Here is a 14,904-nt window from a genome sequence, read left to right as displayed (position 1 = left end):
CATCGCGGCCCGCTCCTACTGGTTTCGGACCCGCCGTGTGCAGCGGATGCGCGCCCACAGCGCGGTGAATGAGCGTTTGGTAACAGACAGTTGATGGATCATCACATTTCGAGGTTGCTTCGCGATCCTGTGGGTGGGAGCCGCGGGACGGTCAGCGGCGCTCACCTACGACCAGGGGGAGACCGACGTGCGACGCATACCCAGAATCAGGCGGAAGGGGGCGAGCGCGGGCTCCGCAGCCGTACTCGCCGCCTTCGCTCTCGCGGCGGGACTCACCACGCCCGCCGCGGCTGCCGGCGCCGCTCCCCCTGCGGGGGAGGCGCAGGGCCGGGGGGCCGACGGGCTCACCCGGCTCACGCTCATCACCGGTGACCGGGTCACCGTGGACCGCACCGGGCGCCCCGTCGGGTTCCAGCCCGCACCGGGGCGCGAGAAGATCACCGTTTCGGTGCAGCGGGACAACGGCCGGACCAGCCTCGTCCCCGCCGACGCGCGGCGGCTCATCCTGGCGGGGCGGCTCGACGCCCGGCTGTTCGACATCACGGAACTCAGCCGGCCAGAATACCGCGGGGCCCGTGGCGACGGAGACCGGCTGCGGCTGATCGTCGGCTACGAGAAGGGGTTCGCGCCGGGCGGCCCGTCGGCCCTGCGCGGTGGTGACGGGCTCCGGGTGGACCGTACGTACGACTTCCTCAGCGCGGCGGCGGTCAGCGCGAGCGACGAGGGGGCGGCCGGCGCCTGGCAGGCGCTGACCGGCACGCAGGCCCGCGCCCTGGCCCCCAGCGGGAACGCCGCTCTGGCGCCCGGGATCGCGAAGGTCTGGCTGGACTCCGTACGCTCCGCGACCCTCGACAGGACCACTCGTCAGATCGGGGCGGACCGGGCCTGGGAAGCCGGGTACGACGGCGCCGGCGTGAAGATCGCCGTACTGGACACGGGCGTCGACTCCACCCACCCCGACCTGGTCGGGAAGGTCGTGGCGGAGCAGAACTTCACCACCTCCGAGGATGCGAAGGACCGGTTCGGGCACGGCACCCACGTGGCCTCGATCGCCGCGGGCACGGGCGCCAAGTCGGGCGGGAAGTTCAAGGGGGTGGCCCCGGGCGCCTCGATCATCAACGGCAAGGTCCTCGACGACAGAGGGTACGGCGGCGACTCGGGGATCATCGCGGGCATGGAGTGGGCCGTCGCCCAGGGCGCGCAGGTCGTCAACCTGAGCCTCGGCGCCGCCGACTACCCCGGCGTCGACCCCATCGAAGAGGCCGTGAACAGGCTGAGCGCCGAACACGGCGTGCTGTTCGCCATCGCGGCGGGCAACCGCGGCGCATACGGATCCGGCACGGTGGACTCGCCCGGCAGCGCCGACGCCGCACTGACCGTGGGCGCGGTGGACGACTCCGACGTGCTGGCACCGTTCTCCGGCACCGGCCCGCGCCTCGGCGACGGGGTGATCAAACCGGACGTGACCGCGCCGGGCGTCGACGTCACGGCGGCGGCCCTGTCCGGTGGCGGGGAAGGCGGGGACCCGGACGGCTACATGTCGATGTCCGGCACCTCGATGGCCACCCCGCACGCCGCCGGCGCGGCAGCGCTCCTCAAGCAGCAGCACCCCGGCTGGACCGGCTCCGACCTCAAGAGCGTCCTGACCGGGTCCACGAAGCCGGGCGCGTACGGCGTCTTCCAGCAGGGCAGCGGCCGGATCTCCGTAGCCAACGCCCTGCGCCAGCCGATCGCCGCGACGCCCCTGTCGCTGTCCTACGCCACCCAGCGGTGGCCGCACCAGGACGACACCCCGGAGAAGAAGCAGCTGACCTACCGGAACCTGGGCACCGACCCGATCGTCCTCGACCTGTCGGGCGCGGCCACCGGCCCGGACGGCAGTACGGCGCCGGACGGCTTCCTCGTGTTCGACGCACCCCGGCTGACCGTCCCCGCGGGCGGCAGTGCCTCCGTGGGCATCACGGTCGACTCCCGGCTCGATGCTCTGGCGCCCGGCACGTACACGGGGTACGTGGTCGCGACCGGCCCGGGCGGTCTGAGCGTCCGCACCGGGATGGCGATCGAGGTCGAGGCGGAAGCGTACGACCTGACCGTCAAGCACATCGGGCGCGACGGCAAGGATCCCGGGGGCTACCTCGCCGTCCTCAAGGGGATGACCGGAGACGCCGCCGAGCGGGAGTTCTGGTGGGTCGGAGGCAGCGAGGAAGGCGGCGAGCAAGGGAGCAAGCAAGGGAGCAAGCAAGGGGGCGGAGAAGAGAGCGGCACGCACACGCTGCGGGTGCCCCGCGGCTCGTACATGCTCGACTCGAAGCTCTACGTGGCCGTGGACGACGAATCCCAGGGCATGGACTGGATGGCGCGGCCACGTCTGGACATCAGCGGTGACACCACCCTGAACGTCGACGCACGCACCGCCGAGCCCGTGGACATCACCGTGCCCTCGAAGTCGGCCGCCCTCGATTTCGTCTCGATCAACTACGACCTGCGGCTGCCCACGGGTTCCGCGGGCTTCGGAATGTGGGTCAGGAACCTGACCGGCCTGCGCACGGCGCACATGGGCCCGGACGTGACCACCGGGACCGCCCCCGCGCTCCAGCGGCGGGGGCAGAGCATGGATCCGGTACCGGTCACCACGCTGGTCCAGCAGTGGGACGCACACTGGACGGACGGCGCGGCGCAGGAGTACCACCTCGTCGCGGGCGGCCCCGTACAGCGGCTGAACACCGGCTACGTGAAGCACCTCAAGCGGGACGAGCTCGCGACGGTCGTGGTCGAGCAGGGTTCGTCGGTTCCCGGCAAGCAGGGCGAGGTCATCGCGCGCGGCATGCTGCCCGACGGCGTGGGGGAGAGCGCCTCCTACGTCGCGCGGCCGCTTCCGGGCTCGGTGAAGCTGCACCTGTCGGCGCAGGACGGGGTGCTGTGGAACCTGGCCACCGTGCAGTCGCAGACGGACGCCGACGGCTTCCCCGTCCCCGAGAACCAGTCCACGGCCGCGTCGGTCGCGTACCGGGCCGGGCAGACCTACCGGGAGCGGTTCGGCGTCGGGGTGTCCGGCCCGCGCATGGCCCCCGAAGGGGGATTCGCGCTGTTCCGCAGGGACAACGACCTGTTCGGCGGGCCGCCCCTGCTCTCGGACGGCGCCGGCCACATCGGCCGCGACTTCACCGGCCGGGGGGAGACCGTCCTGTACCGCAACGGCGAAGTGATCGGCACGCAGGACATGGAGCTGTCCGACTCGGGCGGCTTCACGGTCCCGGCGGCGAACGCCTCGTACAAGCTGGTCACCTCGTTCACCCGGGCGGAGACTGTGGCGCGGACCTCGACCAAGGTGACCGCCGCCTGGTGGTTCCGCTCGAAGGCCACACCGGAGGGCGAGAGGGCCACGGTCCCCGTTTCCACCGTGCACTTCACCCCGGAGCTGTCCCTGAAGGGCACGTCGGCGGCCGACCGGAAGGTCCGCGTTCCGGTGGCCGTGCTCGGCGGCAAGCCGAAGTCCCTCGCGGTCCAGGTCTCCTACGACGACGGCCGCACCTGGCGGACGGTCCCGGTGGCATCCGGCGCGGCGACGGTCAAGAACCCGGCGAAGGGCGGCCACGTCTCCCTCCGCGGCACCGTGACCGACGCCTCGGGCAACAAGTCGGAGATCACGATCATCCGGGCCTACCTGACGGCCTGACGTCGATTCCTCACACTAGGTAGCGATGCCCTACCCTCGGTGACGGCAACGGTCACGGGAAGACGAAAGAGGCGGGTGAGCCGGGATGCGCGAGACACGACGCGTGGCGCGGGTACTGGGGGCGTGCGCGGCGGCGCTGACGCTGGCGCTGGCGGCGCCGGGTACGGCACAGGCTGCGGATGGGGTGCTGTTCATCGACCGGGCCGCGGTGCAGGACCCGTCCGGCTGCTACCCGTTGGGTGACTTCGTGCCCTCGGAGGTGGCCAACTTCACGGACGAGACCGCCTTCGTGTGGTCGGGCCCCCACTGCGACGGACGCGTGACGGGCGCCGTCCTGCCGGGCCAGGTCCTCCGCCCCGCCCCCGGCATGAGCCTGTTCATCCAGTAACGGCAGGCCCGGTGACGGAGCGGCACCGGTCCCTCTCGCCGTTCGGCGGGAAGGGATCCCGGCCCGCGCCGGTGGCGACGAGCTTCCAAGGGTGTCGCCGCCGGCCCGGATCGGGGCCTGGTCACTGGCGGGTCAGGAACGCGAGGAGCGCGGCGCCGGTTTCCTTCGGGTGGGTGAGCAGTCCTCCGTGCGCAGCGCCGGCGATGACCGCGAACTCCCCGCGCGGCAGGGCGTCGGCGGCGGCCTTCGACGCGTGCGGCGGGAAGTAGAGGTCGTGCTCGAAGCCCAGCACCAGCACGGGGATGGCGAGGTCGGCGAGCGCGGCCATGCGATGCGGGTCGCGCAACCACGCTTCGGCTGCGGTGGCCTGGCCGACCTCCCCGTCGGACGACGTCCAGAGGTCTTCCTGGGCTCCGAGCAGTTCCAGCCAGGCGCGGGTCTGCTCCTCGTCCTCACGCAGGACTGCCGGCGGCAGGCTGGAGAGCAGGGTCTGCAGGCGCGTGAACGCCGCGGGCAGACGGCCGGTCGCGGCGATCAGCTCCGCCTCCGCGTCCAGCATCGCGTCGAGGACCCCGGTGACCGGTCCGGCGCCCGCCATGAGCACCGCGGAGGCCACCAGATCGGGCCGGGTACGGGCCAACAGCTCGACGGTGAAGCTCCCCAGCGAGTACCCGACCAGCGCGGTGCCGCTCAGGTCCAGGGCGTCCATCAGCCCCGCCAGGTCCCCGGCCAGGTCCGCCATCGAGCACACCGCCGAAGGCGCGTCGGAAGGGGCAACACCGCGTGCGGCATAGGTGATCACCTCGAAACCCGCCCGCACCAGGTCCGCGCGGACCCCGCACAACTCCCATGCCACCGGCGGCATCCCCGTGCCGCCGGCCAGCACCACGGGCCGGCCCCGCCCCGTTCGCTCGTACGCGATCCGCACCCCGTCCACGACCACCGACTCCATGAGCGCCCCCTGATCCGTGCTGATGTGTCAGGGAAGGATGCCCGTCCAGGAGACAAGAGTCCATGATCTCGTGAATTCAGGAGTCGCTGTACTGTCGGAGGGTGCTCACCGTTGCCCCTGACATCGAGGTGCTGGCCCGCTTCGGCCGCGCGCTCGCCGACCCGATCCGCTGCCGCGTCCTCCTCGCGCTGCGCGAGGCGCCGGCCTACCCCTCCGACCTCGCCGACGCGCTCGGCGTCTCCCGAACGAGACTGTCGAACCACCTCGCCTGCCTACGGGACTGCGGCCTGGTCGTCGCCGCCCCCGACGGCCGCCGCACCCGATACGAGCTCGCCGACGCCCGCCTGGGCCACGCCCTGGATCACCTGCTCGCCGCTGTGGTCGCGGTGGAGAACGACCAGACCTGCCCGGACGCCGCCGCGCAGGGCTGCTGCTGATGACCTCGATATCCCTGGGGCCGTCCCCGGCCCGCCGCGACGCGCTCGCCCGCCGCATCCGGTTCCTGGTCGCCGCGACGATCACCTACAACGTCGTCGAAGCGATCGTCGCGCTCACCGCCGGCACCATGGCCTCCTCCACCGCGCTCATCGGCTTCGGCCTCGACTCGATCATCGAGGTCTCCTCGGCCGCCGCGGTCGCCTGGCAGTTCTCCGCCGACGACCATGCCGTACGCGACGCCCGGGAGAAGACCACGCTGCGGATCATCGCGGTCTCCTTCTTCGCCCTGGCCGCCTACGTAGCCTTCGACGCCGTGCGGGCGCTGACCGCGACCGGCGAGGCCGAACGCTCCGTCCCCGGCATCGTCATCGCCGCCCTCTCCCTCGCGATCATGCCGTTCCTCTCGGCGGCCCAACGCAAGGCCGGCCGCGAACTCGGCTCCGCCAGCGCGGTCGCCGACTCCCAACAGACCCTGCTCTGCACGTACCTCTCCGCCGTCCTCCTCGTCGGCCTGCTCCTCAACGCCACCCTCGGCTGGTCCTGGGCCGACCCCATCGCCGCCCTCGTCATCGCCGCCATCGCCCTCAAGGAAGGCCGCGACACCTGGCAGGGCAAGGGCTGCTGCGCACCCTCCGCGCACGCGCAGCCCCCTGCGGCGGCAGCAGCTCGGACGGACGCGTGCGGATGCGAGCCCGGCTGCACCTGCTGCTCGTGACAGTGGCCATGTCACCCGCTTCGAAGGCGTTCGCCGCCCAGTTGGGATGTCACTCGGGTGCCGGGACGCGAGGTTGCGGGAAGCGACCTGCTGGGTGACCTCAGCGAGGGCCCTCGATGCCGTCCGTACTCCCGCGGGAGTAATCCGCTCGCCGGGCCACCCCCGGCAGTACCTGCGAACTCGATCTCAAGCGCGACGATCGGGCCTCCGCCCGCCGGGAGTCTTGGAAGGACACCAAGACATCAGGACCGGAGGGAGGCCCGAACATGGGGGCCGGACTTACACAGAGACAGCGACGAGCACTGCCCTGGCTGGTGCTCGCGCTGTGGGTCGCCGTGCTCGCGGTCGCCGCGCCGTTCGCCGGAAAGCTCGCCGACGTCACGCGCGACGGCGTCACCGACTATCTGCCCGCGAACGCCGACTCCACCCAGGTGGCCAAACTCCAGGAGCGGCTGCCCGGCGGTGAGAGCACCGAGCTCGTCCTCGTCTACCAGCGCGACGGGGCCCTCACCGCCGCCGACCGCGCGACCGCCGAGCGGCAGATCGGGCAGATCGCCGCCGAGCACGAGCTGACCGACACCCCGAAGGGCGTGCCCTCCGAGGACGGCACGACGCTCATGTATCCGGTCGTCAGCAACGAACCCGGTGCCGACGACGCGCTGCGAAACAAGTTCGTCGACGACATCAGGGAGACCGCCCGCTCCGCCGATGGCCTCACCGTCGAGGTCGGCGGCCCCGGCGCGGTCACCCGCGATGCCAAGAAGGTGTACGACTCCCTCGGCGGCCCCCTGCTCTACACCACGGTCGCCGTCGTCGCCATCCTGCTGATCCTCATCTACCGCAGCCCCGTGCTCTGGCTGATCCCGCTCATCGTCGCCGGCATCGCCGACTACCTGGCCATGGGCGTCGCCTACGGCCTCAACCAGGCCTTCGGCACCTCCATCTCGGGCGCGGGCACCAGCATCATGACCATCCTGGCCTTCGGTGCCGGCACCGACTACGCCCTGCTCATCGTTTCCCGCTACCGCGAGGAACTGCGCCGCATCGAGCGTCCGTACGAGGCCATGGCGGCCGCCCTGCGCGGCTGCGGGCCCGCCGTGATCGCCTCCTCCGGCACCGTCGCAGTCGGCCTGCTCTGCCTGCTCGCCGCAGACCTCAACTCCAACCGCGCCATGGGCCCCCTCGGCACCGTCGGCGTGCTGTGCGCGCTGATCGCCATGCTCAGCCTGCTGCCCGCCGTCCTGGTCCTGGCCGGCCGCCGCGTGTTCTGGCCGCTCATCCCGGCCTTCGGCAGCACCCCCAAGGAGCGCCGCTCGCTGTTCTCGGCGATGGGCAGCTCCGCCGGACGCCGCCCGGTGACCGTCCTCGTCGCCGGCGCCTTCACGCTGGGGGCGCTCGCCCTCGGCGCCCTGAACCTGCCCGGCGACCTCAAGCAGGAGGACGCCTTCGTCGACCGGCCGGAGTCCGTCTCCGCCATGCTGACCCTGGCCGACGCCTACCCGGACAGCTCCAGCCAGCCCATCACCGTCATGACTCCGGCCGGCCGAAGCGAAGCCACCCTCGAGGCGGCCACCTCTACCGAGGGCGTCGCCTCCGCCCGTATCGGCCGGACGGGGGAGGGCTGGACCGAGGTGTCCGTGGTCGCTTCCGCACTGCCGCAGACGGACGCCGAGACCCGCACGATCCAGAGCCTGCGCGACAAGCTGGACGGCTCACTCGTGGGCGGACCCAGCGCCCAGCAGATCGACCTGGAGAAGACCAACGCCCGTGACCAGAAGATCGTCGTACCGATCGTCCTCCTCTCCGTCCTGCTCATCCTGATCGTCCTGCTGCGCTCCCTCGTCGCCCCGCTGGTGCTGGTCGCCGCCGTGGTCGCGGTCTGGGGTGCATCCCTCGGCATCGGCGGGCTGGTGTTCGAGCCGCTGTTCGGCTTCCAGGGCACCGACCCCGCCCTCGGCCTGCTGTCCTTCGTGTTCCTGGTGGCCCTCGGCGTCGACTACGGCATCTTCCTGATGCACCGCATGCGGGAGGAATCCCTGGGCGGCGCCGAGCCCGCCGCGGCCGCGCTCACCGCCCTGCGCACCACCGGCGGTGTCATCGCCTCCGCGGGCCTCGTCCTCGCGGCCACCTTCGCGGTGCTGATGAACATGGGCCTCGTCGCGCTGGTCCAGCTCGGCTTCGTCATCGCGGTCGGTGTGCTCCTCGACACCTTCCTCGTCCGCACCTACCTCGTCACCAGCGCCAGCGTCGCCCTCGGCCGGAAGGTGTGGTGGCCCGGCCCGATGTCGAACGCACCGTCGCCTGAAGCCGTGCTCCGGGAGCCGGAGCGCGTCTGACACCTTCCCGACCCCGTGTGAACCCCGTGGGCGCCCCTCCCTTGTGGAAGGGGCGCCCACGTGACGGAGGATGAACCCGTGCCCGAAGCAGAACGCAAACCCCATGTAGGCGACCGGATCATGACGGTGATCAACCGCGACCCGCGCACCGCCCAGCACGTGACCCGCAAGGACGTCCTGCTCGCCCTCGCCCTCACGGCCCTGGCCGTGCTCCTCGCCCTCGCCACCGACCCGGCCCGGCGGCCCGACGCGCTGGGCTGGCTCCTGCTGATCGCGGCGCAGCTGCCGGTCCTGTGGCGGCGGCGCCACCCGCTGGTGGCGCTGGCCGCGGAAGGCGCCCTGCTCCTGCCGTACCACGCCCTGGACAACAATCACGCCGCTCCCTTCCCGGTCTCGGTCGTCGTGTTGTACAGCGTCGCCGTCATCTGCCGGCCCCTGTACACCCTGCTCGCCACCAGCACGGCCATGACCGTGGCGCTGAGCGTCATGATGGTCGTCAACAGGAAGCAGGCCGCCGAGGCGCTGCGCATCTCCGGCTGGGTGTTCGCCGTGGTCTTCATCGGCATCGCCCTGCGCTTCTACCGGCAGTACGTCGCCGCAGTCGTCGAGCGCGCCGTACGCGCCGAACGCACGCGCGAGGAGGAGGTCCGCCGCCGGGTCGCCGAGGAACGGCTGCGCATTGCCCGAGACCTGCACGACCTGCTCGCGCACAGCATCACCCTGATCGGCGTGCAGACCTCCGTCGCCGCGCACATCCTGAACGCAGACCCCGGGCGCCTGGACCGCAAGGCCGTCGCCAAGTCGCTCGACGACATAGCCGAGACCTGCCGAACCGCCCGCGGTGAACTGCGCACCACCCTGGAGGTGCTGCGCGAGCACGGCACCCGCGACGCCCGCGACCCGCTGCCCGACCTGCAGGGGCTGCAAGGTCTCGTGGAGGCCGCCCGGGTCTCCGGGGCCGAGGTGGACCTGACGGTCACCACCGACGAGGTGCCGCCCGCGGCCGTCGGCGCGGCCGCCTACCGGATCGTGCAGGAGGCACTCACCAACGCCGTACGCCACGGCGGCAGACAGGACCTCGGCATCCGGGTCGGTGTGCGCGCCGGGGAAGGCTCCCTGCGGGTCACCGTCACCGACGACGGGACCGGCACGGGCGGGGGCACGCCGGGGTTCGGGCTCGTCGGCATGCGAGAACGGGCGCGCAGTGTGGGCGGAACGCTGGACGCCGGGCCACTTCCAGGCAAGGGTTTCGAGGTCAGTGCCGTACTGCCGCTGGGAGGCAACCTGTGACCATCCGCGTTCTGCTCGCCGACGACCAGGCGCTCGTTCGGGCCGCGTTCGCGATGCTCCTCGAGTCGTCTCCGGACATGACGGTCGTCGGGCAGGCCGGCACCGGCCGGGAGGCCGTCGCGCTGGCCCGTCAGGAACGCGCCGACTTGGTGGTGATGGACATCCGCATGCCCGACCTCGACGGCATCGAGGCCACCCGGCTGATCGCCGCGGACGAGGATCTGGCCGGCGTGAAGGTGCTCGTGCTCACCACCTATGACACGGACGAGCACATCGTCGATGCCCTGCGCGCCGGGGCCTCCGGCTTCCTGGTCAAGGACACGCGTCCGGCCGAACTCCTGGAGGCGATCCGCACGGTGGCCGCAGGGGAGGCCCTCCTCTCGCCCGGACCGACCTCCCGGCTCATCGCCCGCTTCCTGCGCAGCCCCACGGCAGCGCCGCCCGAGGCCGGCCCCGAATGCCTCACCGACCGCGAGCGCGAGGTCCTCACCCTCGTCGCGTGCGGCCTCAACAACACGGAGATCGGCGAGACCCTCGGCCTCAGCCCACTGACCGCCAAGACGCACGTCAGCCGCATCATGGGCAAGCTGGGCGCACGGGACAGGGCGCAACTGGTCATCGTGGCCTACGAGTCCGGGTTGGTGCGTCCGGGAGTGTGAGCGGGTGCGTCGGCGAGACCGGGGGAGACGTTGACCTGGACACGTAGCCCGGACGTGACCCCATATCCGCCTGACAGGTTCTTCAAAGGTTCTTCATCACCCCGCCCTACGGTCGTGCCCGACCCGAGGTGAGGAGTGGAAGAACCCATGAGGACCAACCGGTTGCTGATGGCGACGCTCGCGGCGCCGGTCCTGGCGCTCGCGCTGGCCGGCTGCGGAAGCGGGAACGACGCGAAGAAGATCCCGACGGCCGGCGACAGCACCTCGTCGCCCGCGGCGACGCAGGCCGGCGGGGAGAGCACCGCCGGGAGCGGCGGCCAGGGCGGCGCGCAGGGCGAGGTCGCCGCGTACGTGGACGCCCAGCGCAAGTGGGTCGGGTGCATGCGCCAGAACGGCGTCGACCTGCCGGACCCCGACGCCAAGGGCCAGGTCGAGACGGGCGACGGTAGCGCGCTGAAGAGCGACCCGAAGTTCCGGACCGCCTCCGAGAAGTGCGCCGACCTCCGGGTGACCGTACCCAAGGCGGTGGAACGGCTGCTGCGCCCCAAGCTCACGCCCGCGCAGGTCAAGACCCAGCGCGACTACGCCGACTGCATGCAGAAGAACGGCGCCCCGGACTTCCCCGACCCGGGCCCCGACGGCTATGCCGAGGACGACAACTCGGGCAAGGCGATGTGGGACCAGAACTCGGCCGGCGCCAAGCGGGCCACCCGCGCCTGCGCCTCGATCATCGGCGACCCAGTCGACACCGGCCCGGGCAAGGGCTGAAACCAGGGGCTGGAGCAGGGGTGGGGTTGGGGGATGGGAGTGAGGTGGGGCCGAGCATGGACAGGACTTCGGGCATGACTGATCTGGAGCCTTCGGATCCGGAACGGGCGGATCCGAAGCAGACGGATCCGGAGCCGGCAGAGCCGGAACGTACGGCCGACGCGGTGGCGGAGGGGATCGCCGCCCCGGCCGGCGGCCCCGGCCGCGGCCGTACCGTCCTCGTGGCGGGCACCGTCGCACTCGTTGCCGCGGTCGCGGTCGTCGGCGCCCTCGGCCTCGGCGGCGGGACCGATGACCCCGGAGCCCCGGCCCGCTCAGACTCCACCGTCCAGGTGACCAAGGAGAACCTGATCGAACGGACGCTGGTGGAGGGCCAGTTGGGCTTCGGAGCCGAGATACCGCTGCCGGTCAAGGCGACCGGCACGGTCACCTGGCTGCCGGAGCCCGGCACGATCGTCGACCGCGGCGGTCCCCTGCTCCGCGTGGACGACCGCCCCGTGGTGCTGCTGTACGGCGCGCTGCCGATGTTCCGCGAACTGGGCCTGGGCCAGGAGCCGGCGACGCCGATACCGACGCCGACGCCGACGCCGACGCCGACGCCGACGCCGACGCCGACGCCGACGCCGGGGAACGGTCGGGGAGGGGGTGGCTCGGGCGGCAGTACGGAACCGAGCGGAAGCTCGGGCAAGGGCGGAGGCACGGCCACGAGTACGGGCACCCGTACGGGCACGGCCACCGGCACCGACTCCGCTCCCGGCGCCCCCACCCGCCCCCTGCGCGGCATGGACGTCATGCAGTTCGAGCAGAACCTCGCCGCGCTCGGCTACACCGGCTTCACCGTGGACGAGGAGTTCACCGCCGGCACCGCCACGGCGGTCAAGCGCTGGCAGAAGTCCCTGGGCCTGCCCCAGACCGGCCGGGTCGGCATCGGTGACGTCATCTATTCGGCCGGCCAGGTCCGGATCGGCCACGCCGGCGTCCGGCTCGGCTCCGCGGTCGGCGAGAACGCGCTCACCCACACCGGCACGGCCCGCAAGGTCGTGGTCAACGCCTCGGCGCAGGAGGCGTCCTGGGCCGTCCGTGGTACGGCGGTCACCGTCACGCTGCCCGACGGGCGCGAGGCCCCGGGCGAGGTGGCGTCGGTGGGCACCAGCGCGACCGCGGGTCCCGACAGCGGGGGTGGAGGTGGCGGGGACGGAGGCGGCGGACAGGGCGGCGGCACCGATGCGGCGCGCGCGACCGTCCCGGTGACCGTCGTCATCGCCGACCAAGAGGCCCTGGGCCGCCTGGAGAGCGGCCCGGTCGGCGTCTCGTACGTGGGAAAGGAGCGCCGAGGCGTCCTCGCCGTCCCGGTCGCCGCGCTCGTCGCGCTCGCGGAGGGCGGCCACGGTCTGGAGACCCCCGACGGCAGGTTCGTAGCGGTGCAGACGGGCCTGTTCGCCGACGGCAAGGTGGAGGTCTCCGGGCCCGCCGTGCGCGAGGGCATGAAGGTGAGGTTCCCCGAGTGAGCCCGGAACCTCCCGAGGACCGCCCCGAGGAGGTCGTGCGCTTCGACGCGGTCTCCAAGACGTACCCGGGCGGGGTGGCGGCGGTTCGGGACGTCAGCCTGACCATCGGACGCGGCGAATTCATCGCGATCGTCGGCCCGTCGGGCTCTGGCAAGTCCAGCGTGCTCAACCTGATGGGCAGCCTGGACCGGCCCACCGCGGGCCGGGTCCTGGTCGACGGCCACGATGTCGCGGCGCTGTCGGACCGCGAGGTGTCGGCGCTGCGGGCGACCCGGATCGGCTTCGTCTTCCAGCAGTTCCACCTGGCGATCGGCGTGCCCGTCCTGGAAGCGGTGGCCGACGGCCTGCTGTACACGGGCGTCCCGGCGCGCCGCCGCAGGGCGATCGCGGCGGCGGCCCTCGACCGGGTGGGCCTCAGCCACCGCGTCCACCACCTTCCTCACCAGCTGTCCGGCGGCGAACGCCAGCGGGTGGCCGTGGCGCGGGCGGTGGTCGGCGACCCCGCGGTCCTGCTCGCCGACGAACCGACCGGAAACCTCGACTCGGCCTCCGGCGCCGCCGTACTCGACCTGCTGCGCGAACTGCACAGGGCCGGCACGACCGTGGTGATCATCACCCATGACCGTGAGATCGCCGCCGGGCTTCCCCGCCGCATCGAAATGCGCGACGGCCGCGTGGTCGCGGACTCGGGACCTGCCCGCGGGGCCGCCGCTCCCGCCCGGGATCCGGCCCCGGAGCCCGCCCCGTACGCCCCGGACGCTGACCCCCATCCCGACACCCACCCGCCCTCAGCCACCCACCCGCCCTCAGAGGCGCACGCGCCCTCCGGCCCGCTCGCGCCCCTCAGCCCCGAGGCGACCCCATGACGCTCCTTCCCCCTCCGGCACGGCGCGGTGGCGCGCGGTTGCAGGCGGCACGCCTGCGCCCCGCCGACGTCGTGCGACTCGGCAGCACCGGGCTGCGGACCAGGCCGCTGCGGGTGTTCCTGTCCGCGCTCGGGATCGCCATCGGGGTCGCCGCCATGATCGCCGTGGTCGGGATCTCCGGGTCCGGGCAGGCCGAGGTGGACCGGCGGCTCGACGCGCTCGGGACCAATCTCCTGCGGGTCACCCCGGGCAGCCGGCTCGGGGGCGGCACGACGCGGCTGCCGCAGGAGGCGACCGCCATGATGGGGCGGATCCCGCCCGTGCAGAGCGTCGCCGCCACCGGCTCGACCGATGCCCACGTCTACCGCAACGAGCGGATCGCCGTCGGCCGCACCGGGTCGCTCACCGTGCTCGCCGCCGGGCGCGAGCTGCTCCCGGTGGTCGGCGGGCGGCTCGACCGGGGCCGCTGGCTGGACGCCACGACCGAGCAGTACCCGGCCGTGGTCCTCGGCGCGACCGCCGCCCAGCGCCTCGACGTGTACACCCCGGGTACCCGGGTATGGCTGGGCGGCCACTGGTTCTCGCTGGTCGGCGTTCTCGATCCGGTCCCGCTGGCCCCCGAGCTGGACGGCGCCGCACTCGTCGGCTGGCCGGCCGCACGCACGTACCTGCGCTTCGACGGCCACCCGTCCACCGTGTACGTAAGGGCCGAGGACCAGCAGATCGGGGCCGTACGGTCGGTGCTCGCGGCCACCGCCAACCCCGCGGCCTCGGGCGAGGTGCAGGTTTCCCGCCCCTCCGACGCGCTCGCGGCCCGCGAGGCCACCGAGTCCGCGCTGACCGGACTGCTCCTCGGCCTCGGCGGGGTGGCGCTCCTCGTCGGCGGAGTCGGGGTCGGCAACACCATGGTCATCTCCGTCCTGGAGCGTCGTCCCGAGATCGGCCTGCGCCGCGCGCTCGGCGCGACCAAGGGCCAGATCCGCATCCAGTTCGTGACCGAGTCGCTGCTGCTCTCGCTGCTCGGCGGCCTCGGCGGCACCGTCCTGGGAACGGTGATCACGGCCGCGTACGCGCTCTCGCGGGGCTGGCCGACGGTGGTGCCGGTGTGGGCGACGGGCACGGGCGTCGCCGCGACGCTGGTGATCGGGATGATCGCGGGGCTCTATCCGGCGGTACGGGCCAGCCGGCTCGCCCCGACAGAGGCCCTGTCCGGCACCTGACCGCTGTCCGGCACCTGGCCGTTGTCCCGGGCCGCCCGCCCGGCCCCGGAGGCCGCCCGCCGGGACCCCGCCCTCGTACGAAACCCAT

At 72.7% G+C, this 14,904-nt stretch carries 12 protein-coding genes; 11 read left to right on the top strand and 1 reads right to left on the bottom strand.

The features are described 5' to 3' along the window. The first annotated feature begins 187 nt into the window (after nucleotides 1-187). Together AC3IX6_RS00210 and AC3IX6_RS00205 are read left to right on the top strand one after the other, a co-directional pair. Nucleotides 188-3,676 (top strand): S8 family peptidase, encoded by a 3,489-nt coding sequence (locus AC3IX6_RS00210; protein ID WP_489368108.1) that lies wholly within the window; start codon nucleotides 188-190, stop codon nucleotides 3,674-3,676. Between the two features lie 85 nt (nucleotides 3,677-3,761). Further along, entirely contained in the window at nucleotides 3,762-4,064 is a 303-nt protein-coding gene (locus AC3IX6_RS00205; protein ID WP_489368107.1) for a hypothetical protein, read from the top strand. Between the two features lie 121 nt (nucleotides 4,065-4,185). Here AC3IX6_RS00205 and AC3IX6_RS00200 read toward each other — a convergent pair whose 3' ends face one another. Beyond that, nucleotides 4,186-5,016, bottom strand: a complete 831-nt coding sequence (locus tag AC3IX6_RS00200; protein WP_489368106.1) for an alpha/beta fold hydrolase — start codon at nucleotides 5,014-5,016, stop codon at nucleotides 4,186-4,188. A 101-nt stretch (nucleotides 5,017-5,117) separates the two neighbouring features. Between AC3IX6_RS00200 and AC3IX6_RS00195 the strand changes: the two genes are divergently transcribed. The 9 genes from AC3IX6_RS00195 (at nucleotide 5,118) to AC3IX6_RS00155 (ending at nucleotide 14,816) form a co-directional block, all read left to right on the top strand. Continuing rightward, on the top strand, nucleotides 5,118-5,453 hold the full coding sequence (locus tag AC3IX6_RS00195; RefSeq protein WP_489368105.1) for an ArsR/SmtB family transcription factor: 336 nt from the start codon (nucleotides 5,118-5,120) through the stop codon (nucleotides 5,451-5,453). Next, nucleotides 5,453-6,169, top strand: a complete 717-nt coding sequence (locus AC3IX6_RS00190) for a cation efflux transmembrane domain-containing protein (RefSeq protein ID WP_489368104.1) — start codon at nucleotides 5,453-5,455, stop codon at nucleotides 6,167-6,169. The genes AC3IX6_RS00195 and AC3IX6_RS00190 overlap by 1 nt, the downstream gene beginning before the upstream one ends. Before the next feature lie 266 nt (nucleotides 6,170-6,435). Further along, nucleotides 6,436-8,505: an MMPL family transporter gene (locus AC3IX6_RS00185; protein ID WP_489368103.1), complete on the top strand. Its 2,070-nt coding sequence runs from the start codon at nucleotides 6,436-6,438 to the stop codon at nucleotides 8,503-8,505. Between the two features lie 120 nt (nucleotides 8,506-8,625). Continuing rightward, nucleotides 8,626-9,795, top strand: a complete 1,170-nt coding sequence (locus AC3IX6_RS00180) for a sensor histidine kinase (RefSeq protein ID WP_489371698.1) — start codon at nucleotides 8,626-8,628, stop codon at nucleotides 9,793-9,795. Beyond that, nucleotides 9,792-10,454, top strand: coding sequence for a response regulator transcription factor (locus AC3IX6_RS00175; protein ID WP_489368102.1), 663 nt, complete (start codon nucleotides 9,792-9,794; stop codon nucleotides 10,452-10,454). The genes AC3IX6_RS00180 and AC3IX6_RS00175 overlap by 4 nt, the downstream gene beginning before the upstream one ends. A gap of 147 nt (nucleotides 10,455-10,601) precedes the next feature. Beyond that, a complete protein-coding gene (locus AC3IX6_RS00170; protein WP_489368101.1) occupies nucleotides 10,602-11,222 on the top strand; it encodes a hypothetical protein in 621 nt (206 codons plus the stop codon). A gap of 74 nt (nucleotides 11,223-11,296) precedes the next feature. Continuing rightward, nucleotides 11,297-12,730: a peptidoglycan-binding protein gene (locus tag AC3IX6_RS00165; protein ID WP_489368100.1), complete on the top strand. Its 1,434-nt coding sequence runs from the start codon at nucleotides 11,297-11,299 to the stop codon at nucleotides 12,728-12,730. Then, on the top strand, nucleotides 12,727-13,596 hold the full coding sequence (locus tag AC3IX6_RS00160; RefSeq protein ID WP_489368099.1) for an ABC transporter ATP-binding protein: 870 nt from the start codon (nucleotides 12,727-12,729) through the stop codon (nucleotides 13,594-13,596). Before AC3IX6_RS00165 ends, AC3IX6_RS00160 begins: the two co-directional genes overlap by 4 nt. After that, nucleotides 13,593-14,816 (top strand): ABC transporter permease, encoded by a 1,224-nt coding sequence (locus AC3IX6_RS00155; protein WP_489368098.1) that lies wholly within the window; start codon nucleotides 13,593-13,595, stop codon nucleotides 14,814-14,816. The genes AC3IX6_RS00160 and AC3IX6_RS00155 overlap by 4 nt, the downstream gene beginning before the upstream one ends. Nucleotides 14,817-14,904: the final 88 nt, after the last annotated feature.

The organism is Streptomyces sp. GL_141, from assembly GCF_057834385.1.
This window is presented reverse-complemented; position numbering and strand designations above follow the sequence as displayed.

Coding starts and splice junctions, on each gene's coding strand:
- AC3IX6_RS00205 (WP_489368107.1), top strand. CDS start 3,762: ATGCGCGAGACACGACGCGTGGCGCGGGTACTGGGGGCGTGCGCGGCG.
- AC3IX6_RS00200 (WP_489368106.1), bottom strand. CDS start 5,016: ATGGAGTCGGTGGTCGTGGACGGGGTGCGGATCGCGTACGAGCGAACG.
- AC3IX6_RS00190 (WP_489368104.1), top strand. CDS start 5,453: ATGACCTCGATATCCCTGGGGCCGTCCCCGGCCCGCCGCGACGCGCTC.
- AC3IX6_RS00185 (WP_489368103.1), top strand. CDS start 6,436: ATGGGGGCCGGACTTACACAGAGACAGCGACGAGCACTGCCCTGGCTG.
- AC3IX6_RS00180 (WP_489371698.1), top strand. CDS start 8,626: ATGACGGTGATCAACCGCGACCCGCGCACCGCCCAGCACGTGACCCGC.
- AC3IX6_RS00170 (WP_489368101.1), top strand. CDS start 10,602: ATGAGGACCAACCGGTTGCTGATGGCGACGCTCGCGGCGCCGGTCCTG.
- AC3IX6_RS00165 (WP_489368100.1), top strand. CDS start 11,297: ATGACTGATCTGGAGCCTTCGGATCCGGAACGGGCGGATCCGAAGCAG.
- AC3IX6_RS00155 (WP_489368098.1), top strand. CDS start 13,593: ATGACGCTCCTTCCCCCTCCGGCACGGCGCGGTGGCGCGCGGTTGCAG.